Origin of the sequence: Amycolatopsis sp. CA-230715, assembly GCF_018736145.1 — a bacterium.
GTDB lineage: Bacteria > Actinomycetota > Actinomycetes > Mycobacteriales > Pseudonocardiaceae > Amycolatopsis.
The window spans coordinates 4,658,122-4,679,336 of record NZ_CP059997.1; the positions used below are offsets into that span (position 1 = coordinate 4,658,122).

A 21,215-nucleotide genomic window follows, 5' to 3' on the forward strand; every position below is an offset into this window, starting at 1 on the left:
TCGGCATGGCTAGCATTACCGGTGTGCATTTGGACCTCAATCTGCTGGTCACCCTGGACGCACTGCTCGACGAGCGCAGCGTCACCGCGGCCGCGGACCGGCTGTACGTCACACAACCGGCGATGAGCCGCACCCTCGCCAGGATCCGGCAGGCCACCGGCGACCAGATCCTGGTCCGCTCCGGCCGGGTCATGCTGCCGACGCCCTACGCCGAGCAGATCCGGGACGAGGTGCACCACCTGGTCACGCGCGCCAACGCGGTGCTGACCCCGGCGACGGAGGTGGATCCGGCCACCCTGGACCGCACCTTCACCGTGCAGTGCAGCGACATCGTCGTCGACGCGCTCGTCACCCACCTCGCCGCCGACCTCACCCGGATGGCTCCCGGGGTCTGCCTGCGAGTCCTCAGCGACGCCGCCGACGTCGCCGCCGAGGATCTGCGCCGCGGCCGCGTCGACCTGCAGATCACCAATCAGGTCCCGGCGCACGCCGACGCCCGTTCGACCACTGTGCTGACCGACGAGTTGGCGGTGATCGGCCGCCGCGACCTGCCGCGGCCCCCGTCGTCGTGGGCGGCGCTGGCCGCGCTCGGCCACGTGGTGATCTCCCGGCAGGGCGGCAGGCACAACCGCGTCGACGACCTGCTGAAGGAGCGGAAGCTCAGCCGGAAGGTCGCCTTCACCGTGCCGACGCTGGCACTTGCGCTGCGGATCGTGGCCACGCACAACCTGGTCGTGGTCGCTCCCCGGCTCCTGTCCGGGCACGCGCTGCCGTCTTCGCTGCGCAGTTACCCGATGCCGGGCCCCACCTCGCCGATTCCCGCGGTACTGGCCTGGCACGCCCGCCACGACCGTGACGCCGCGCACCGGTGGCTGCGCGCGCTCATCGCCGACGCGCTCCGCGCGATCACCGAGCACTGATCGGTCGCATCCGGACTGTCCACTGTGGCCGGTTCGTAGCTCTTGCGGACGAGACGGCCTCCTCCTAGTTGACGATGTGGTGCCCGCACGCGCCGCCTTAGCGTCGGCTGGGTGACGGGCCGCTGGCCCGTCCACGGTCAGGAGGAGGTCAGGTGCGAAAAACTGTGTCGGCCGCGTTCGCCGTCGCCGCGCTGGCGACGATGGTCGTGGTCCCGGAAGCCGCCGCGGCGCCGGGCGGGATCGAATGGGGTGCGTGCCCGAAGGACGTGGCGGCGCCCGGCCTGGAGTGCTCGACGCTGCGGGTTCCGCTGAACTACCAGGATCCGGGCGGGCGGACGATCGAAGTCGCGATCTCCCGCCTCGCCAGTACGAACCCGGGCAAGCGGCGCGGCGTCGTGCTCACCAACGAGGGCGGGCCCGGCGGCCCCGGCCTGAACTTCCCCGCGTTCCTCCGGGACCGGGGCATGCCGAAGGACGTGCTGGACGCTTACGACGTGATCGGGTTCGACCCGCGCGGCGTCGGCCACAGCACGCCCGTCACCTGCGATCTGACACCCGAGCAGAAGGCGCGCGGAAACGTCCCGCCGTACGCGAGGGACGCGGCCGACGTCGCGAAGCGGGCGCAGGAGGTGAAGGCCGTCGCGGAGCAGTGCGCCACGTCGAAAACGGCGCCGCTGCTGCCCTACATCACGACGGCCAACACCGCGCGCGACATGGACCGGATCCGCGCGGCACTGGGCGAGCGGAAGGCGTCCTACCTCGGCTACTCCTACGGCACCCACCTCGGCGCGGTCTACACCACGTTGTTCCCGCGGACCAGCGACCGCGTCGTGCTCGACAGCAGCCTGCCGCCCGGCGGGCTGGACCGCCACGGCGGGCGCCTGATGGCCGAAGGGTTCCAGAAGCGGTTCCCGGACTTCGCGAAGTTCGTCGCCGCCCACCCGGAGTACGGGCTGGGCGCGAAACCGCAGCAGGTGGAAGCGAAGTACTTCGAACTCGCCGCGCGGCTGGACAAGGCGCCCCGGCCGGACGGCATGGACGGCGCGCTGTTCCGGTTGACCACGTTCGGCCTGTTGTACGGCGATTCGCAGTTCCCGATGCTGGCCGAGCTCTACAAAGCACTGAACACCGGCGGGCCGCTTCCGCCTCCGCCACCGGGCGCACCCGAGACGGACCCGGACAACGCGCTGTCCAGCCATCTCTACGTGATCTGCGGCGACAGCACCTGGCCGAAGTCGGTCGGCGGCTACCAGGCGGACGTCGCGACCGACCGGGTCCGCTACCCGATGTTCGGTGCCGCGGCGGCCAACATCCGGCCGTGCGCCTTCTGGCCGTCCGCGCCGGTCGAACCCCCGGTGCGGATCGGCGGCGACGGACCGTCGAACGTGCTCATCGCGCAGAACCTGCGCGATCCGGCGACCCCGCTGAGCGGCGCTGAGGAGATGCGCCGGGCGCTCGGTGACCGGGCCAGGATGGTGACCGCGGACCAGGGCGGCCACGGCACCTACCTGCTCGGGAAGAACAAGTGCGCCACGGAAGCCGTGAACGCCTTCCTCACCACCGGAAAACGGCCCGCGGACGATATCGCCTGCGCCGCGGAACCGGCCTGACCGGTCCACTTCGGATTGTCTCGTTCGGACAGTCCGCGGCGGGTGACCTGGCTGCCGGTCGGGGGCAGCCAGGTCACCCGGCGATCAGCTGGCCTTCTTCTTGCGGGCCGCCCGTTTGCGGGCGGGCTTCGCCTCGGCCTCCGCCTCGGCCTGCTGGGCCTCGTCGTAGGCGTTGATGATCTCCGCGGACAGGCGGCCGCGCTCGGCGATGTCGTAGCCGTTGTCCTGCGCCCACGCGCGGATCTGGCGGTTGCGCTCCCGGTCCGTCGACGAGGTCGTGGCGCTTCCGCCTCCCGCGGCGGACTGCCCGGTCGCGAGCCGGACCTTGCGGCCACCGGTGCGGCGGGCCGCGGCGATGTAGGACTCGAACTCACCGCGCAGCGCGGCGGCGTTGTCGTCGGACAGGTCGATCTCGTAGCTGACGCCGTCGAGCGCGAACGGAACCGTCTGCGACGCTTCCGTGCCGTCGATGTCGTCGAGAATCTCGACAAGAACCTTCTGGGCCATACTGGTCGTTCCTCCTGACAAGACACCGCGTGCAGGGAGGTGGCGGTGTCACCGTGCGCAGGGTAACCCGAACGGCCCAACGGCGGCGCGAACACCGCACCGAAACCGCGATCACCAGCCGAGATCTCCCCGGACCAGCGCCCGTTATCCGAATTCCCGATCGTGCCCGACACGGATTTCGCACCTCAGAGGCGCGAGTGAAAAGCGGACTCGGAACCTCGTCACCACAACGATCCGCGCCGTCACCTTTCGCGTCCGGACCGTGCCTCCCAGCCAGTTCGCCGACGCCCGACCCGCCGATCAGGATCCACCAGCGACCCTGGCCGCGTGATGCCCAACCGCCGCCCGCTAAACTCTGCACACGGGCCGCTAGCTCAGTTGGTAGAGCAAGGGACTTTTAATCCCCGGGTTTGCCGTGTTAACGAGTGTTGCATAGTGTCGCCCAAGGTTAATCTGTGCAGGTCAGACCACATTTTCCGCTGACGTTAATGTTGGGCAGTGTCGCGGCGTATCGGGCGCTCTGTGAGCAACGGAGCCCAAACGGAGACCGCCATCGGCCTGCGGGCGACCGCCGCACGAGTCGGTCGGAGAAACTCACACCGTAGCTGCCCGCGACCCGTTCCAGCGCGAAGGTGTAGGCAGCACCGGGCAGTATTGCTAACACCGCGACCGGCAGCCCTCGGAAGGTGGAGATCACGTTCGCCGCACCCCTTCGGGCCAGGTGATCAGCACGTCGCGGTGGAGCTTGCGGGCACGGGCGACCGCGTCGCCAGTGCCACCGAGGCCGTGCGCCGGCCGCCCATCCCAGACTGCGACCAGCAGATCACAGTGTTCGACCACGTACTTCCCAGCAGCATCGAAGGCCTTCTCACTGGGGCTGGGGAAGTCGAGTTCAGTGACCGTGTGTGCGGCCGCGCGCAGCCCCAAGTAGGTGGTCAGGTCTGCGCCGGTGAAGGTTTCCTGGTAGCTGCGGCAGGGGATTACCGCGTGCAGGCGATGCCCGGTCTCCACAAGGAGTTCGGCGAACAGGTGGTCCGCGCCTGCAGCGAGACTGGACAGCCCGATTACCCGGCCGACCTGGCGGGCGAGCAACGCGCGTATGTCCTTCTCGGCGCGGGCTCGTGCCAGGGCGGGCAGATTCTGGTGCCCGCTGACTCCGATGGACATCACAGCATTCCCTGCTTCGCCATCAGCCAGTAGTGTTGTCCCAGTGCGGTCAGCTTGCAGCTTCCGCTCTCCATCGCCGCGAAGTACATGTGCTGATGATCCACGGGCTCGACCAGCTTGTTCGCCCGGCACGTCTGCAACTGAGTGAAGATCTTCTCGTGCTCCGGATGGGGGTCCAGCCCGGAGCACGACTTGTCGGGCTCGAAGCTCGGATCGAGCGGGAAGTGGTACTCAGGCACGGGGAACCATTCGATGAGCTTGCGCAGCGTGGCCAGCGGCGGTGCTGGAGCACATCGTCGCAGGTCGTGTAGTCGGTCGATGTTGGCCTTGAACGTCGGGCGCTGATCCCACGGGCCGAAGCATTCCGACAGATATGCGTACAGCCCGGCGACGGTGACGTGGCCGAGCACGTCAGCCGCGCCAGCGTCGAGCGCACCCTCAAGGTGAGTGGAGAACAGTCCGCGGCCACCGGACTCAGCGGAGGTCTGATCACTGCGGCTGGCCGTCAGAATAGACATGCCGCTGCGCAGCACCGCTGCATTCGTGAGCGCCGTGACCGTGCCTGCACCACCAGCGAAGCAGCAGTCCAAGATCACCACTATTTCCTTGACCTGCGAGTTCACGGCGATCTCCAACACCTCAGCGAACCGGACTCCGAGTGTCTCCTCGTCGCCGTCGCTGGTCACTAGGGCGACGTCGCCGGCCACGAGCATGCCGTGACCGGCGAAGTACAGCAGCGCGAAATCGGCGCCATCGGCCAACAGTTCTCGAACGCGGGTCAACAGGTCGCGCCGGTTTACCGTGCCGGTCAACAGCCGGCAGGATAGGTTCGCGGTGTAGTCCTCGTTACGCGCGAGGAGCGGCTCCAGTGCTGTGGCGTCGTTGACACACCCACTCAGGTCCTGCATGTTGTCGTAGTGGTCTATCCCGACCAGCAGAGCACGTCGCATGAGGTCAAAGGCCGTCGATGAACGAGGTGACCGCCTCCCACGTCCAGGGCACGCACCGTGACATGCCCATTTGGGTCGGCTTGGTCCGGTAGCCGTCGTCCAGCCAGATCCCCAGCAGCGGCTTATCTTCTTCGACCGCGCAGGTGATCTCCCATAGCTGCCCCGTCGCCTGCGGGGTGGCGCGTGAGATCAAGACGATCACCCCACGGGAACGAACGATCCTAGTACGGACCCGCTTCTTCCACTCCGTCTCGTAAGGCTCCTTCACCGACATGTCGGTGAACTCGAACGGAGTCCTCGCTGACACACGCTGGCCCGTGAACAGGTTCCGCCGCGCCTCGTCTTCCTTGGCGAAGGCGATGAACACCGTCTTACGATCTGCCATCCCGATCCCTCACTCCATCCTCGTCGCGGTGATGCACTACGCGCCACCGTCGATGGCCCGGCGCCGTACCCGAAGGCACCGACAAACCACTCAACGTCGCCCCTGGACGAAGAGGCGCCTGCCAATAGTCAGTAGTCGTACAGAAGATCGTCCGCGTAACACAGCCGCTAACAGATCAGGTCCTGGAGGGCTCACCTCGCACGAACGATGTGTCCTGCTGATCTTGAACATGCCGGTCACACGGCGTGAGGTGCCCGGCGCATCGTGGCGAATCATGCCCCAAGCCGGGGCGCACGTCGTAATCCTGACCGCGTACGCCGTGGCCGAGGGCGTGTTTAACGCACTGCGCGCGGGCGCTGTCGACTTCCTGGTCAAGGACACCCAGTCTGGGGACTTCCTACCGACGTGCCAGAATTCGATCAACTCGGCAGTATTATTCCATCTAGCTTAAATAAGATGTAGTGCATCTGCGCGACATCTCATCATCATTCTTCATCGCAACGTGGACACGAATCAAAGATGATTCGACAACTCGAAGCGGCTTGATGGCCACCGCGATCGCCAGCGCGGCGACAATCTTTACCCAAGCTACATTGGCCCCAAGTCTCCCCCGGCGGCTTGCCATCGTAATTTTCATGATCAATCCATTGTCCAAAGCACCTGCGGGAAACATGTGACCAATTTGCAGCTTGTTTGGCAACTTTATCACGAATAGTTTCCTCGGTCTCACGGAACTGTCGATCCAACTCGGGCCGTTCGCGGCGAAGTCGATCCATGTCAAGAAGTGGTTTAATCATGCACCATGGTGACACGCAAGCATGTTCCTTGCGAGACGATTGACCGACCCGAGACCCACTTGCAACACACTACCTCCCACGAAAACCACAGTCAGTTCCGCACAGAAGACCGAATCGCCAAACCGAACAGTCGGTACTGGGTGTTAAATTAAACCGATTTCTCGAAGGAAACGACTCGGCGCCGCAGGCTTTATCGTGTCATACTGGGTAACAACAAAGTCATAGTAGAAAATCCTTACCTCCTCTCGAGCCCGGGTAATCGACACATAGAACTTTCGCCCATCCTCGGCAATCTTGGCCGAATCGCTACCTGAATGATAGCTCGGGATATTTCCCTCGTTGGCACCCACAAGTAACACCACGTCGAACTCAAGTCCTTTGCTTGAAGTCATCGTGGTGACTTCGACTCGGTCCACCTTGCGTGCGCGTTCAGCAAGTTCAACTATCGAAACCCCTCGAAGACCGCCGGTAGCCAGCGCCACCCTCATGCGCTCGACTTCGACGGCGTCGTCTGCCATCTCCATTTGCGCGAGAGCTCGCTTCAACCCACGCTCCATAAGGCTTTCCACAAAAGAGGCCGCCGGCTGCGCGGAGTGATCACGAAGATTCATCAGAAGTTCCGTCAGTGCGACGTTGTCACGACGTGACCAACTGCGCCCGAAGATCGTTCGCCACCTTTGCAAAAGGTCGACCAGGCGGTAATTGCTCGTCTCGCGTCCTAGCGTCGCCCATGCGGCCGCCGCTTCGATGAATCCTGTCACGACAGTGAGTCGGTACTCCGGACTTCGAAAGAAGACAGGAATCCCGCTATCTCGAAGCAACGCCGTCACGGCTTCACACTGGTCTCGTATAGTGGCCAGAACAGCGATCTCATGCAGCGGCACGCCGCGCCCTATAGTCTCCCGCACGTATGCCACAAGATGTCGATATTGTTCTTTTGAGCTGCCAGGACAGTGCACGGCCGATACCTGACCACCGGCACGACTACCGACGATCGGCCTTCGGCTGGTGCGCATCAAGTTGCCGGCCTGGATAATCGCCTCACCGCACCGATAGTTGTGCTCCAGTTCAACCCGAGTCACACCAGGATACTGAGCGAGCTTGTGCAACAAATCAGGCCGTGCGCCCATCCACTCGTACAAGGCTTGGTCGGGGTCGCCGACCGCGAACAACTCCGCATTCACCACCTGATCGAAGCAAAGCGCTTTGACGAGACGGTCCAGCCCAGGTGCCAGATCTTGGTATTCGTCTACATAGATGTGGGGATACTGCGCGGTGAGGACCCGTCGGATCGGCTCGTGCTTCTCGACGATCTCGACCGCCGCGGTCACAAGTTGGGTAAAATCACGCAAGCCCCGTTCATGCAGCTTGGCTTCGTACCGTAGGCAAGCTTCACGAACCTTGTCGCTATGCCGAGCCCAGTCCTCGTCACCTGCGAGACGCTCCCGATTTATTTTGATCGTGGAGTCAACGTGTTTCTTGTTATCGTTACCAAATACTTCGGCGATAGCGTCCTTAAGCAAGCTGCGGCACTGGTTCTCACTCGCGATCGAGATATTCACGAGGTCTTCACGACCGACCACCTCAGCGAACGGCGCAATGATCTTGCCGAGGGCGAAGCCGTGGACCGTCCCGACGAACAAGTTCGATCGGCTTTCGACCCCAAGGCTCTCAACACGTCGGCGTAGTTCGTCCGCGGCAGCATTCGTCAGGGTGATGCAGGTCGCGCCTTGGGGCTTCGGGATCTTGTTGATGAGGTCATAGGCCAACCGAGTAGCCAGCAGTTTTGTCTTCCCGCTGCCCGGCGGTGCGAGAACCACGCAGTGCCCCTGGGACGTGAAGGCCTGCCACTGCTGAGGGTTGTGCTTAAGGTCCGCGATCGATGCGGACAGCGCGCTCACCGCTGTTCCAGGTACCGAAGCGCAGCCTCCACGTATTGAGGCGCGTGCACCGGCCGGAGCGCCAAGCGCTGAGCGTACCGTCCTTTGCCGCCCGCGTTTTTGATCATCTTCATGAACTCGTCGTACCCGGGGTCCTGCCCGTTCCAGGACTCGATCGTCGCAACCGACGGCGCCTTGCACAACTCGCTCAAGCTGTCGAACGCTGCCGTCATGTTAGCCGGTTCTTCAAGAAGATCATGCTCGAAGGTGGAGCGACCGACGAAGATTCCATGCTTCTGGGCATCGCCCGTGCGCCCCAATAGCTCGAGCAGACTGGCGGCTCGCGCATCGCCAGCCCGTGCTCCGCTGGCAGCCACATCGCCGTCGGTCAGGATCGCCCACGGAATCTCAAGGGCATTACACAGCTGGACGTAGGAGCTGAAGTGGGTCCCGTGAATGGCACAAACCGAGATACCGAGCTTGTCGAGGTCCATGCCGAGCGCCTCGGCGAGCTTCGGCACCAACACCTGCTCCGCGAAGCCTTCGACCAGGAGCACTCGACGGGCGAAGACGAGTTCCGCCCGGGTGGCGTCGAGGTAGCGGCCGACGTCGTCCCACTCAACGTCACTGAGCGAGGCTCGGTGCGCTGCGGCCGCAACGGTCTGACCACCAACCGTCCGCAGCACGACCAAACTCCGCGGATCGGCAACGCTCGCGATGTGCGGCGACTGGGTCGTCACTAGGACGGTCGTAGCCTCCTGGCCGTCCAGGAGGCCGCCGAAGACCAACCGCTGCAGGTGAGGGTGCAGGTGCGCCTCCGGCTCGTCGATCGCCAGAACCACATGCGCGATATCTTCGTCATCGACCCGCCGCGTGTCGAGGCCCAACCGCTGCAAAGCCAGATACAGCACATTCAACGTACCCAGACTGGCACTGCCAAGGTTCCGGTGCGCGTCGCCGTCGACGAACAGGCGCATGGCGCGGATCAGCCGCATCGGGTCATCCGGCGCCGCGGCCAGCTCGGTCGCTATCGCCTGATTGTCACCGACCATGTCGACGAGCCGTTGGCCGATGTTGTCGCTGAGATCCTTGATGACGTCAAGACTATTCAACTTGTCATTGGCTTCCTTCATCGCCACCTGAACCTCGCCGAGGTCGTCCTCCGACGCCGCCGCTGCGGCCGCCAGTAGGAGGGTTCGCAGCGGTGAACGGCGCCAGTTCCGAATGTCGGCTTCCACATCGCGAAGAGCGTGCAGGAAGACCAGGTGTAAGTAGCTCCTCAGCTCGTAGGAGATGGCTCGCCCCCCGCCCTCACCGCCATACACCTCACCCCTGTACTTCGGCTTGAGCGTCTCTTCGCCCGTATCCACCGGCGCGTACCGGTACGTGAGGCGCGCTCGAAGCGGATCGTCGTCGAGCAGCGCCTCCGCCAAAGCGGCTGGCAGCTTGGGGTCGTCTTCGAATTCGACGATGTCGATCGACGCTTCGATGACTTGTCCTTGAATCAAGGGGTCCCATCCGTCGGAGCCGTCCGACAAGCCGTCCCAGAAGTCCTCACGAGACAACTGCCGGTCGGAAAAAGACAGAGTGCTATCGAGAATGAGCCGCAAGGCGTGGAGGAGGTTGCTTTTGCCAGCTCGGTTCTCGCCCACCACCACGGTGCCAGGAAGAAGCTCGACGTCGATGTCGGCGAGGTTGCGAAAGTTCTTTATCTTGAGCCGGTTAATGCGCATGTTTACTCCGCTGTTGTTCACCAGTATACGACGGTGCAGAAGGTTCACCTACCGCTTGAGCTCCCACCTCGCTCGTCAGCCCGTCTGACGCCTGGTCGTGTGCCAGGCCAGGCTCGTTACGCCGTAACCGGTCGAACACCCCTGAAGCTACTCGATGTGATGAACCTCAGCCGCGCCTTGTAACGGCCAGCGGCCATCGATCCCGTGATGCTGCCGCGCGGGCCAGTCCGGGGAAGATACCGAAAGTGTCACCTGGTCGCGTTCGTTCGACTAGGAACGGACTCCGATCATCTCGTTCACTTCAACCAGGAAGACACGCCAAGGTTCAGCTGCGTCGTCGCCATATCGTTTTAGGACAACAGCCCAGCTTCGCATAATCCACAGCCGAAAGTCGTCCCAAATATGCTCATTTCCCGGCGGCAGCAGGATTTGAGCTTCAAGTACACGATCTAAGATTTCTTTCTTCGCAGCCACTTCGAGAGGTTGCTCGTCGGTCGCTCGTTGACGCGCGCCGATCTCCTCGAACAAGATTCCCAACCTATCCATTTCAGTCACGCCCATACCTGCTCTCTCGTCACAGCAGACGCTTCAAGGCCTGAGACAACCCAACTCCTTTGGCATGCACAAGTAGCCGTCTGCCGCGGACCCTTTGATCGCCCCATGTCACAATTGAGTCGCCAGGGTTCCCGTGCGACGCGTAGTGCTTCTCGAAGTCCATGTCCTCAACATCCGACTCGTACACGCTGCGGATGGAATGATCAGGAGTCTCAAATTGGTAGACAGAGCCGTCGTCGATAGTCACAACCTCCTCATTCCATACCGCAACCTTCTTTAGTGTTCCGTCTGGCAACAGGACAACGTAGTGTTCTTCGTGGGTGGTTTCCCGTTGACTGCCGCGATTACCACGCCCATATCTCGCGTTGCGCTCAATACTGTGATGGCGGCGATCAAGCACCCAATGGGGTCCGACGACATCCACCCGCTGATTCACGGCGACTGTCTCCGACTGGCTCTCAGATCGCGTGAACATCTTGAACAGACCGTATTTGACCTCCACTCGCTTTGTCGCGGTCTGGTAGTCCGTCTTGTGGTAGGAAATTCCGCTCTCTTTTGGCTTGCGGCTCTCGCGGGCGACACGCTTGGCCTAGGCCCGGATACGAGCCCAGTCGATTGTACTGGCCTCGTATGCTCGTTTGTCGGGCATGGACTCCCTTTTCAGAACCGAGTGTGACGGAGGACGAGGAGGCGCTGACCGTCGACGGTTGGCCATCGTTGGTTTACCCCTCGCGGACTCGGCTCCGTTGCGAACCCAGCGCTGTGCACACCATGACAGGCCCAACACCACTCCGGCCGGTCGTCAGCAGGCCACCGCGGGATCATCCAGAACGCGATCTCACCTCAGGACGACCCCGCCGTGATCACCGCAGCCCTGACAGGCTTCCACCTCGCGAACTTGTCAAAGCAGGGCGCTATTTGGGTCCGCTCGTTGTCGTGCTGTTTTTTGCGGCTGTGCCCGCTTCGAGATCTTGCGTGCGCTTATCTCGCTTCTGCTTCGACTTACTCTCGGCTTCTGCAGTCTTTTTTACAGCTTCGGCTACCCGAACGATGGGCGACGGCTCGGGAGGCAATGGTGGCATCGGCATCTGTTCTACTCCTCTGAGTGATCGGTTACGCCACAACGTTGACGCAAGCTGTCAACGACGAGGTCGACCCGGACGGCGCTGCGTTACGATTTGCATCGAGCTGAGACCGGAAAGGGGTCAGACCGAGACCTGGTTAAACGCGCGAGCGAACTCAGCGTCGGTCACAAAGCCATCGCCGCCGCCACCGGTCGAGTAGCCCTCACCGGAGAGCGCCATGACCGGGTCCAACACCTCGGCCATGAAATGGCGGGTCCAATCGCTGTAGTCCTGCTGCTCGTGAGCGGGCGACGGCACCAGCAGAGCGAGGCTCCCGCCCCGGAAGCCAACGACGCCCCAGAAGATCCGGTACATGCCCACCCGGCTCATGACCAGGCCATCGGTACGATCATCGTGGTCTTCGAGCAACCGAGGTGCCGCTCTGATGATGGCACGGGTCGTGTCCGCCGGGTCATGCGGACCGCACACGGTAATGATCAAACCACTTGCGCCCACCAGCTTGTAGAGAGTCTCGACGGGCGTGCCACGGGCGTGCTCGCTCAACACCAAGTCAAACATCGATTGCTCCTTAGCTTTATAATTTGATCGAACGAGCCGTAGTCGCCTGAAGCGATGGCGTTGTTACGAATCATCTTCCGATATGCCGACCCGTTACAACTTCGATTACAATAAAGCGACAGGGCGCTCGTCCGGCTCTGTACGTCTGTCACACAGTGGAACCGATATCCGTGACCGGTTTTCAGCACACCTCATCGTTCATCTTTCCGACACTGGCCTGGCAATCGCCTTCTGAACCCGTGCTCAAGACCAACCAACCGCGGATGGCCATCCGGGCAACCGCGATGAGCTGGCAGAACATGAGCACCGACGGCGCCATGAGCGAACTCATCTCGGCCGATAACTTCACCGGTCCGCCGCAGGACTTCAAGCTCAACCACGTCAACGAGATCCTGGGCCTCATGGGCAGCACCGGCGAGCAGCTGGCCCTCGCCTGGACCGCTGAACAGGACGTTCAACGCTGGCTCCAGACCGCTACAACCCGCGACCCTGTCCACCAGCGGATGGGCGTTCGTGCTATGGCTGAACGCCCACTTCAGCCTCGGTGTAGGGCACAGCCTCGGTAACACGGTGCTGCGGGTCCTGGCCTTGAACAATGAGGCGAACGCGTACCTTGAGGTCAAGCTGGGCAAGGGGAAGCGGCCCTTCACCCATCGGCCGGGGTCGAACGACCGCTCGGCCTGGCAGACCCTCTCGCCGAGGTCACCGCTCGCCCGATATCTGCCAGAAATGGCCGAAAGGACTCACACGGCCTCGTGCAAGCAGCTGGCAGCAGTCCTCGTCGACCTGTGCCACGCCTACGGCTACGTCGATCTTGACGAGCGTCGTGGGATGGACTTCCACCGCCACCGGCCCCAATCGCTCGACTCCGGCTCGCCGCGGTCCGGCCCGTGGAAGGAAGACAAGGACGCTGGTTGGCGCTCCTTCGACCTGCACCTGGCGACACCTGACCCCGACTACGACGAGCAGCTCGTCGCCACCGTGGCCGCCGACGGCCTTGAAGCCGTGGCCGCCGCTCTCAACGCTGCGCACCTGCTCCTCATCGGCTCGGTCCAGGATTTGGGCTATAAGGTCCTTGGTTTTAGCTGAGCAGGGTGGTTATCATGTTTGGAACCCGATTCGGGTGCACAAAGTAATCAATGCGAGTGGGCCGTTTTACTCGCGCAACGGCGCGGCGTTTTCGCCCCAGCGGTGCAGGCGCCGACCATGGCTAGCTCGCGATCACATAGCGACGCGAGCAGTCCCGATGGTCGGGTCGGGGAAGCAACGCGTAGGTCATTCCGAGATCCTCTATTCGGTACGGGCCGACTTCGACTTCACCGGTGCTGGCCCGCGCACTCGTAACATCCATCCGGAGCCCTCCGACTACCGAGCAGCCGATCGTCGAGACAGGAGTGTCATGCTCAGGGTGATGCTGTGCGGTGCAAGTGACACGGCAGACGTCCGGGACCAGTTCGCCGAGGTCATCAGTGGACTCGGTGGCGAGCCTCTGCACTACCTAGGGGGCGGTATTCAGTACCTGAACGCGGCCGATTCCAGCTGGTCGCGCAACTCACAGATCACCATCAGGGCCGCTGATTTATGCGTGTTCGTGATCATCGAGAGATACGGCGAAATCACGTGGAGCACCGAGCTGCAGGAGGCAAGAACGGCAGGCAAGCCATTTCTCGTGCTCTGCCTGGACCGCACGTACATCAAATACGAAGTGCTGCGGAAGAGTAGCATCGAGGGGACTGATATTTACCCCGAGGACGACCGTCGGCTGGTGGAAACCCTCCGTGAGTTGGAGTTCAGCTGGCAGCTCACCATCGTCTCGTTCGGCTACGGCACGTTCCAACAGATCCTGCGTCGCCAGCTGGCGACGCTTTTCCACTGGACGCTGCGAGAACAGCAGGACCGCAACCGCCGTGCATCAATCACCCGCCTGGCCACCGAACGCGTTCGGCTTAATCCGGTGCAACTCGCCGACGCGGTCCGGATCGCAACGGACGACCTCGAGGAAAAGAACATTCGGAAGCGAGCCGTTCTCGCATTGACAGGTACTGGCGTCGACGCGGACGTCGTGCTGGATTTGCTTTCCTCAGATGAGCAAGGAGTGCAGCGCCTCGCGGTCGTCCACTTGGCCAAGCTCTACCGCGATCGCCCTGCGGACCCGGAGTTTCTCGCCCAGTGTGTGCATGCAGCCAATGCTGCGGAGGATGTTGGAATCGCACGCCGACTGGTCCCTGTGCTGCTAGAACTCGACCTCGCTCACGGGCTAGCAGCACTGGACCTGATGTCGGTCGCCGAGGTAGGTATCCGCCGCCGGATCGCCGAAAGCCTCGAGAAGCTGGAGAGGGCGATCATCGCGAACGAGCTAAGCGCGGAAGCGGTGGCAATGCTTGGACGCTGCCTGCAAGATGCCGCCGAGACCAGTTGGAAGGCCCGCTGCCGACGGCTCCGCTCTCGGTTGTCAGCGGAGTAGTTTTTAGTCGAAGAGGACCACGAAGGTGAAGATGCGATGGCCTCCTTCCACCGAATACGTGTGCTGGACGATCGTTCCCAGTCGCCCGCGGTGCGTCAGAGCGTCGTGAAGTCTGGGCGAGACCTGAGCAAGGTGCTCGGCGGTCACGTCAACGTACGAAACGTGGCCGCCGTCCAGATCGTTCCAACTGTCGTCGGTGCGCCGCCATTGCTGAGGAGTCATACCCACGTTCCACCGGACGATGCGCTGCATGCATCGTAGTCGTGCTTAGTGGGGACTCCGTTACGTCGCCGACTGTGATCTCTTCTTGCCGCCGTAACCGGACGAGCACGGCCCGGTCACGGCGGCCAGCATCGGTTTCAACGTCACCCGCGCGGCGTATCGAGGCTGCCGATGATCAGGGTAACCCCACGGACTCGACCTAGTTCCGGCCGAAGCCGAACCGAGCATCTGAGTCCGGCTACTATCGGTAGCTTGTAGGTAATATTTCGTAGCAAGTACGTGGCGAGGTGCGGCAGGCATTCGCAATGTGCGAAGTGTGATGTCCTGACCACTTCGTCCGCATGTCGGCGTACTGTTCTGACGGCGAATCCGGGGGTGGGTGCCGCGAAACGCGAATAGTCACTCTTCGTGGCCTGATGCGTCGTTAGGGTGAAGTGGCCGCATTCTGTACCTGTTCTGCCACGGATTCGGCCTATTTTGTTATATCCGGGGTTGAGGGCAGGGGGCCGTCAACGGCAACTCCGGTGTATGACCCGGGGAGGGCTGATGCGTCGTCGTGAGCATGGTTTCGCCGCGGCGCTGGCGAACAGGGAGTTCCGCGCGCTGTGGCTCGTCGAGGCGCTCTCGGTTTTCGGTGACCAGCTGGCTCGGGTCGCGCTCGCGTTGCTTGTGTTCGGCCGTACTGGCTCGGCGAGTTTGTCGGCGCTGACCTACGCGTTGACGTTCGCGCCCGAAGTCGCCAGCGGCTTCCTGTTATCGGGGCTTGCGGATCGTTTCCCACGACGCGCGGTCATGGTGACGACGGATTTGGTGCGCGCCGGATGCGTGTTCGCCATGGTTGTCCCGGGCCTGCCGTTGGGCGTGTTGTGGGGGTTGGTGGCCGCCCTGTCGCTGGCGAGGCCGCCGTTCAAGGCCGCCCAGCAGGCGGTGCTGCCGGAGGTGCTCGGAGCTGACCTGTATCCGGTTGGTCTTGGCTTGCGGCAGATCACGAACCAGGCCGTGCAGGTCGCCGGATTCGGTGTCGGAGGAGTGTTGGTCACCGCGATCGGGGCCGGGCCGGTGCTGTTGATCGACGCGGGAACCTTTGTCGTGAGCGCTGCCGTGCTTGGCCTGGCTGTGGCGGCTCGCCCCGCCGCCCGACGCGGAAAAGCGGAGCGTGCGTCGGGCCGAGCGCCGCGGAGACCGGACCGCCGGTTGCTCGCGGTCTTCATGGTGGGCGCGGTGATCGGGTTGCTGATGGTGCCCGAGGGGCTGGCGGCGCCGTACGCGAGCGCGGTGGGCGGAGCGTCGTTCACCGTCGGTTTGCTGATGGCCGCCGATCCGATCGGTGGTGTCCTCGGCGGGTGGTGGGCCGCGCGGAGCACGCGGGAGGTGACGCCACGGTCGGTCCTTGTGCCCGCGGTGTTCTCCGGGATCCCGCTCGCGGCGTGCGCCGTGGTGCCCGGGTACGTCCTGCCGATGCTGCTCTGGGCGAGCTCGGGGGCGTTGTCGACGGTGTTCCTGGTCCGGCTTCAGGTCGTGATTACCGAGGTGGTTCCGGATGAGTGCCGGGGTGGGGTGATGGGCCGGTTCAGTACCTGCGTGACCGTGTCGCAGGGTGTGGCGATCGCCGGTGCGGGTGTGGTGGCCGACGGCGGCGCGGGGCCGGTGTGGACGGTCGCGTTCGCCGGGGTGCTTGCGTCGGTGTGGGTGGTCGTGGCCGGGTTCGTGTGGTGTGGTGCTCGTCCTCGGCGCGCGCGATGCGCCGAGGACGAGCACCCGTCGTCCACGGATGGCTCAGACCTCCTTGTTACGCATCGCGGCCTCCTCCCGAGACGTCCGGCGGTAGGAGGGGTCAACGACTCGCAGAGCCGCAGCGCGAGGGCTGACGCCCTCCGCGGGAACGGAAAGTGAGCACAGTATGCCGACCTGGTCACGAGCGGTACAGGGAGGTAGGGCGGCTGGCCGTACTGGCTGGTCCGTTTGGTCGCACTCGAGGGCGGCACGCCCCTTCGTCGTGCTCGTCGACCTCGCCGCCCTCGCGGTGATCGCCGCGGGACCGTTCGAGGTCCGGCGGTGGCAGCAGCTCGCGCTGTGCGGTGGCATCGTGGCGTGCGGGCTCGTCGCCGCGGAGCTCGCCCGCGAGGTCGAGCGGCGACGCCGCTGGTTCGCCGGCGTCCCCCACATCAACTTCTCCTCGGTGTGGACGCTGGCGGGCGCGCTCGTGCTGCCGCCGGCGTTGGCCGGGCTCGTCGCCGCCGCGCTCTACGGCCACCTATGGCTGCGCTGCACCGCGCATCTGCCAGGGATGCGCCTGTCCCGGATGGTGTTCAACGCCAGCAACGTGGTGCTCTCCTGCCAGGTCGCGGCGTGGGCCACCGAGGCGACGGGCCTGTGGCCATTCGCGCTCGACCGTGGCGCGGCGATGCTGGCCTGTCTGCTGCTGGTGGTGATGCTCTACTACGCGACGAACTCCGCGATCGCCGCCATCACGGTCGCCCTGGTCAGCACGGAGCGGTCCTTCGTGCTGTTGATGGGGCCGCTGCACGAGAACATGCTGGAACTGGCCACGCTGTGCATAGGCGCCATCGCGGGCCTGATCTTCGAGACCGTGCCGCCGCTGATCGTGTTGTTGTTCCTGCCCTTGTACGCGCTGCACAAGTCCGCCCTGATGCGCCAGCTCGAGCACGCGGCCACGATGGACACCAAGACCGGGATGCTCAACTCCTCGAACTGGCACGCGGTCGCGAACGCGGAGCTGAAACGAGCCAGGAGGGACGGCACCGAACTCGGCATCCTGATGATCGACCTCGACTACTTCAGCCGCGTGAACGACACCCTCGGGCATCAGGCCGGCGATGACGCCCTAAGCGCTGTGGCGCGGCAGATCCGCAAAACCGTTCCGCGCGATGACCTGTGCGGCAGGTTCGGCGGGGAGGAGTTCGTGGTGGTGCTGCCCTGTTGCGACGCCGAGCGAACGCGGGAGATCGCCGAGCGGGTGTGCCGCGCGGTCGCGGACCTGGACGTGGTCGCCACCGCCGCGAACACGGTTTTCTCGGTGACGGTGTCCATCGGTGCCGCGACCTACCCGGGACGCGGCACCGAACTCTCCGACCTGCTCTTCGCCGCGGATCTCGCCCTGTACGCGTCCAAGGACGCCGGCCGCAACCGCGTCAGCATGCTTGACCCCTCGTAGCGCGATTTCAGGCTTTGGGTGTGCTCGAACGCGCTCCGCGGTACTTCTCCGCCCAGGACGCCAGCGGGCGCAACGCGATCAGCAACTCCTGTCCGGCCTCGGTCAGCTGGTAGTCGACACCGTCGAAGGTGCGCCCCCGTCCTCCTTTCTCCGTGCGAGCCACGAGGTTGTCCTCTTCCAGCCTGCGCAACGTGTTGGTCAGGACCCGGTTGCTGAGCGGGCGGTCGTGTGACCTCCAGCCGATCCGGTCCTCTGTCGCGTTGACACTGTCCACGATGTCCGAATAAGCGAGCTTGCCGAGCGCGAGCGTGGACAGCACGGCGACCGTCCAGTCGCCTCGTGTCACCCGGAGCCCTTCCAGGACGGCCTGCCGGTAGGGGATGTCCTCGTCCGGAACAAGATCGGTCACGGAGTTGTGCCTACCACGGTGCCCGCCGGGACGCGCGGTGACAACGTCACTGGCATCCCAAGTTGCCTCAACCCGCGTTTTCATTAGGGCAAACGAGTGAATAAGGCCCTTGGGAGCCCAGGTTCACTAGGTCCTGAACTTGAACTCACAAGGCCCTGCTGCGCTAAACCGGTGACTCTCGGGCGTCCGGCTCGGGAACGGAAACAGCTGGGTGGCCGACCGGGGTCCGAGGGCGGGCGCGACGCCCCTTCCCGGTCGGCCATCCGGCAGCCACCAGCACCACGACGCGAGACAGGACGTACGTCGTTCGGTCGGAGCGAGCGGAACCTCGACGGGGCCGTTCACGGCCGGTCGAACCAACGGGGGAGATATGTCGATCGATAGTTTCGCCGCCGAAGTGCGGCGCCGGTGCCGACGGCAGGGGGTACTGGTGCGGGAGCTCGCGGACCGTACGACCTTCAGCCGCAGCCACATTTCGAAGGTCCTCAACGGCGCCAGAGCGCTGAGCGGGGAGCTCGCGCGGGAGATCGACGCCGCCCTCGACGCGGGCGGCGCCCTGGTCGAGCTGGCGCTGAGCGAGATCGATGCGCCCGTCGCGCCGCCGCGGCCACGGCAGCTGCCCCCTGTCGCCGCGACCTTCGTGGGACGCGAGCGGTGCCTCGCGGCGTTCGATCGTGTCGCCGCCGCCGCGCGGCATTCTGGGCAGGCCGCGGTCATCGCGATCGAGGGCGGCCCGGCGGTCGGCAAGACCACGCTCGCGGTGCGGTGGGCGGCGCAGGCGGCGGATCTGTTCGAGGGGTGCCTGTTCGCGGATCTGCGCGGCGCCGCACCAGGGCAGCCCGCGTCCCCGGAAGCGGTGCTGGATCAGTTCCTGCGCGCCCTCGGCGTCGCTCCAGACGCGGCGGGGACGACGGTGGAGGAACGCGCGGCGACCTACCGGTCCCTCGTGATGCAGCGGCAGGTCCTGGTCGTCCTCGACAACGCGGCGAGCTATGAACAGGTCAAGCCCCTGCTGCCCGCGGCGTCGGTGGCCGTGGTCACCAGCCGAGCCCACCTGTCCGGAATCACGCTCGACGCGGGCGGCACCACCACGATCGTGCCACCGCTGACCTCGCAGGAAGCGGTGAGTCTGCTGCGGATGCTGATCGGACACGCCCGGGTCGAGGCCGACCAGGGCTCCGCCGAACTGGTCGTCCGCCGGTGCGGTCGCCTCCCGCTGGCGGTGCAGATCGCGGGCGAGTATCTCCAGCTGCATCCGAACGAGACGCTGGCGGCGATGGCCGAACGGCTCGCGGTCGGCCGTCGCCGCCTGGACGTGTTGACGTCGGCGGACGAGCAGATCTCCGTTCGCCGGGTACTCGACCTGAGCTACTTCGCCCTGCCGCCGACGGCCGCGCGGATGTTCCGCTTGCTCGGGATCTGCCCCGCGACGATGGTCAGTGTTCCGGCCGCCGCCGCGCTGGCCGGTATCCCCATCGAGCAGGCCACCCGGCTGCTCGACGTCTTGCGGCTAGGTCACCTGCTCGACTTGGACGACACAGGTCCGGTCCCGCGCTACCACATGCATCACCTCCTGCGCACTTACGCGGGCGAGCAGGCGGTGGTCGAAGAACACCTGTCGGACCTCGAGCGGGCCCGTGACCGGCTGCTGCGCTGGTACGTCGCGACAGCGTGTGCGGCGAGCCGGGCGATCACACCGAGCTGGCCGAGCGACGGGCTGCGTGTCCGCGTCGACGACATCACCCCGTTGCGCTTCGAGCACCACGACGGCTACCGCGCCGCCATCACCTGGTGCGACGCCGAAGTGCACACCGCCATCGCGCTGGCACGGCACGCCAGGACACAGTTGTTCGTCGACCTCGGGTGGAAGCTCCCCTGCGCCCTCTTGCCGTATCTATACATGGCGAAGTCGTGGTCGGCCTGGCTCTCCGCGGCCGACGACGCCATCACCGTCGCCGAGACGATCGATTCCGACACCGGGCGCTCCTACGCGCTGCTGGCGCTGGGCTGGATCCACCACGAACTCGGCCACCCCGAGGAAGCCCTCGTCCACCTCCGCCGGGCACACGACACCCAGCCCCGGGACGGCGATCCCGGCGTGCTGGTGTGGATCGCGTTCGCGCTCGCCGCCGTGCACACCTCCGCCGGCCGCCACCGCGACGCACGCGACTGCTACCACGACGCGATCAACTCCGTCACCGCCAGCGGAACCCCCGACAGCGGCGGGCACGATCACGCGCTCGCCGTACTGCAGGCCATGCTCGCCACCACGCGCGACATTCTCGGCGACCACTCCGGTGCCGACCGTGCCCTCACCGACGCCTTCACCCGCGCGCGGCGCCTGGGTTACCCGTCCGTGCTCGGCCTGCTGCACCACCGACGTGGCCTGCTCCAGATGGAACGCGGCCAGCACCATCACGCACTCGACGACTTCGAAGACGCCCTCCGCCACCGCCGCGCGATCGGCGCCCGGTGGGCCGTCGCCGAAACGCTGCTGGCGTACGGGAGCGCGCTCGCCGAACTCGGCAGCCAGGAACGCGCGGCCCTCGCCCTCGCCGACGCCACCAGCATCCTCGACGAGCTCAACGCTCCCCGCACCCGCGGCCCTCGCATCGCGCTGACCGCCGCGTCGGCCAACACCGCGTAAAACCGAGACACGACAAGGAGAAACACCGCACACACCACCGCAACCACCTTCGAGCATCGTCGGCGAGACGATTTCCTCGGGGTTGTCGCATGTCCAAAATAACGCGTGCCAATATGAGCACAAAAAGAGCACAAAAAGAGCCCTAAACTGT

20 protein-coding genes and 1 tRNA gene are annotated in these 21,215 nt (G+C 64.7%); 9 read left to right on the forward strand and 12 right to left on the reverse strand.

Annotated elements, in window-relative coordinates; genetic code table 11:
• Window positions 1–5: 5 nt before the first annotated feature.
• On the forward strand, window positions 6–920 hold the full coding sequence (locus HUW46_RS22245) for a LysR family transcriptional regulator (protein WP_254126419.1): 915 nt from the start codon (window positions 6–8) through the stop codon (window positions 918–920).
• 152 nt (window positions 921–1,072) lie between these two features.
• A complete protein-coding gene (locus HUW46_RS22250) occupies window positions 1,073–2,530 on the forward strand; it encodes an alpha/beta hydrolase (protein WP_442860950.1) in 1,458 nt (485 codons plus the stop codon).
• 84 nt (window positions 2,531–2,614) lie between these two features.
• Here HUW46_RS22250 and HUW46_RS22255 read toward each other — a convergent pair whose 3' ends face one another.
• A complete protein-coding gene (locus HUW46_RS22255) occupies window positions 2,615–3,037 on the reverse strand; it encodes a histone-like nucleoid-structuring protein Lsr2 (RefSeq protein ID WP_215549105.1) in 423 nt (140 codons plus the stop codon).
• A 371-nt stretch (window positions 3,038–3,408) separates the two neighbouring features.
• Here HUW46_RS22255 and HUW46_RS22260 point away from each other — a divergent pair.
• Window positions 3,409–3,482, forward strand: a tRNA-Lys gene (locus HUW46_RS22260).
• 248 nt (window positions 3,483–3,730) lie between these two features.
• Here HUW46_RS22260 and HUW46_RS22265 read toward each other — a convergent pair.
• The 9 genes from HUW46_RS22265 to HUW46_RS22305 form a co-directional block, all read right to left on the reverse strand.
• A complete protein-coding gene (locus tag HUW46_RS22265) occupies window positions 3,731–4,204 on the reverse strand; it encodes a hypothetical protein (RefSeq protein ID WP_215549106.1) in 474 nt (157 codons plus the stop codon).
• Complete coding sequence (locus HUW46_RS22270; protein ID WP_215549107.1) at window positions 4,204–5,154, reverse strand: caspase family protein; 951 nt, start codon at window positions 5,152–5,154, stop codon at window positions 4,204–4,206. The genes HUW46_RS22265 and HUW46_RS22270 overlap by 1 nt, the downstream gene beginning before the upstream one ends.
• A gap of 4 nt (window positions 5,155–5,158) precedes the next feature.
• Window positions 5,159–5,539, reverse strand: a complete 381-nt coding sequence (locus tag HUW46_RS22275) for a TIR domain-containing protein (RefSeq protein ID WP_215549108.1) — start codon at window positions 5,537–5,539, stop codon at window positions 5,159–5,161.
• Between the two features lie 442 nt (window positions 5,540–5,981).
• Window positions 5,982–6,248, reverse strand: a complete 267-nt coding sequence (locus HUW46_RS22280; protein WP_215549109.1) for a hypothetical protein — start codon at window positions 6,246–6,248, stop codon at window positions 5,982–5,984.
• Between the two features lie 231 nt (window positions 6,249–6,479).
• Window positions 6,480–8,237 carry an ATP-dependent helicase gene (locus HUW46_RS22285; RefSeq protein WP_215549110.1) on the reverse strand — a complete coding sequence of 586 codons (1,758 nt, stop codon included), beginning with the start codon at window positions 8,235–8,237 and terminating at the stop codon, window positions 6,480–6,482.
• Entirely contained in the window at window positions 8,234–9,970 is a 1,737-nt protein-coding gene (locus HUW46_RS22290; protein WP_215549111.1) for an ATP-dependent nuclease, read from the reverse strand. Before HUW46_RS22290 ends, HUW46_RS22285 begins: the two co-directional genes overlap by 4 nt.
• A 249-nt stretch (window positions 9,971–10,219) precedes the next feature.
• A complete protein-coding gene (locus tag HUW46_RS22295) occupies window positions 10,220–10,504 on the reverse strand; it encodes a hypothetical protein (RefSeq protein ID WP_215549112.1) in 285 nt (94 codons plus the stop codon).
• Between the two features lie 19 nt (window positions 10,505–10,523).
• On the reverse strand, window positions 10,524–10,940 hold the full coding sequence (locus tag HUW46_RS22300; RefSeq protein WP_215549113.1) for a hypothetical protein: 417 nt from the start codon (window positions 10,938–10,940) through the stop codon (window positions 10,524–10,526).
• A gap of 769 nt (window positions 10,941–11,709) precedes the next feature.
• Window positions 11,710–12,147 carry a hypothetical protein gene (locus tag HUW46_RS22305; protein ID WP_215549114.1) on the reverse strand — a complete coding sequence of 146 codons (438 nt, stop codon included), beginning with the start codon at window positions 12,145–12,147 and terminating at the stop codon, window positions 11,710–11,712.
• 170 nt (window positions 12,148–12,317) lie between these two features.
• Between HUW46_RS22305 and HUW46_RS22310 the strand changes: the two genes are divergently transcribed.
• The 3 genes from HUW46_RS22310 (at window position 12,318) to HUW46_RS22320 (ending at window position 14,611) form a co-directional block, all read left to right on the forward strand.
• On the forward strand, window positions 12,318–12,713 hold the full coding sequence (locus tag HUW46_RS22310) for a hypothetical protein (protein ID WP_215549115.1): 396 nt from the start codon (window positions 12,318–12,320) through the stop codon (window positions 12,711–12,713).
• A gap of 4 nt (window positions 12,714–12,717) precedes the next feature.
• Window positions 12,718–13,236: a hypothetical protein gene (locus HUW46_RS22315; protein ID WP_215549116.1), complete on the forward strand. Its 519-nt coding sequence runs from the start codon at window positions 12,718–12,720 to the stop codon at window positions 13,234–13,236.
• Between the two features lie 310 nt (window positions 13,237–13,546).
• Window positions 13,547–14,611: a hypothetical protein gene (locus tag HUW46_RS22320; protein WP_215549117.1), complete on the forward strand. Its 1,065-nt coding sequence runs from the start codon at window positions 13,547–13,549 to the stop codon at window positions 14,609–14,611.
• A gap of 3 nt (window positions 14,612–14,614) precedes the next feature.
• Here HUW46_RS22320 and HUW46_RS22325 read toward each other — a convergent pair whose 3' ends face one another.
• Window positions 14,615–14,863 carry a hypothetical protein gene (locus HUW46_RS22325; protein WP_215549118.1) on the reverse strand — a complete coding sequence of 83 codons (249 nt, stop codon included), beginning with the start codon at window positions 14,861–14,863 and terminating at the stop codon, window positions 14,615–14,617.
• 516 nt (window positions 14,864–15,379) lie between these two features.
• On the opposite strand from HUW46_RS22325, the gene HUW46_RS22330 reads away from it, so the two are divergent.
• Window positions 15,380–16,726 (forward strand): MFS transporter, encoded by a 1,347-nt coding sequence (locus HUW46_RS22330; RefSeq protein ID WP_215549119.1) that lies wholly within the window; start codon window positions 15,380–15,382, stop codon window positions 16,724–16,726.
• A gap of 103 nt (window positions 16,727–16,829) precedes the next feature.
• The gene (locus HUW46_RS22335; protein WP_215549120.1) at window positions 16,830–18,008 is read left to right on the forward strand and encodes a GGDEF domain-containing protein; all 1,179 of its coding nucleotides are present in this window, start codon (window positions 16,830–16,832) and stop codon (window positions 18,006–18,008) included.
• 7 nt (window positions 18,009–18,015) lie between these two features.
• Here HUW46_RS22335 and HUW46_RS22340 read toward each other — a convergent pair whose 3' ends face one another.
• Window positions 18,016–18,417, reverse strand: coding sequence for a winged helix-turn-helix transcriptional regulator (locus HUW46_RS22340; protein ID WP_215549121.1), 402 nt, complete (start codon window positions 18,415–18,417; stop codon window positions 18,016–18,018).
• 370 nt (window positions 18,418–18,787) lie between these two features.
• Here HUW46_RS22340 and HUW46_RS22345 point away from each other — a divergent pair, with 370 nt between their 5' ends.
• Entirely contained in the window at window positions 18,788–21,064 is a 2,277-nt protein-coding gene (locus tag HUW46_RS22345; RefSeq protein ID WP_215549122.1) for an NB-ARC domain-containing protein, read from the forward strand.
• The last annotated feature ends 151 nt before the right edge of the window (window positions 21,065–21,215 follow it).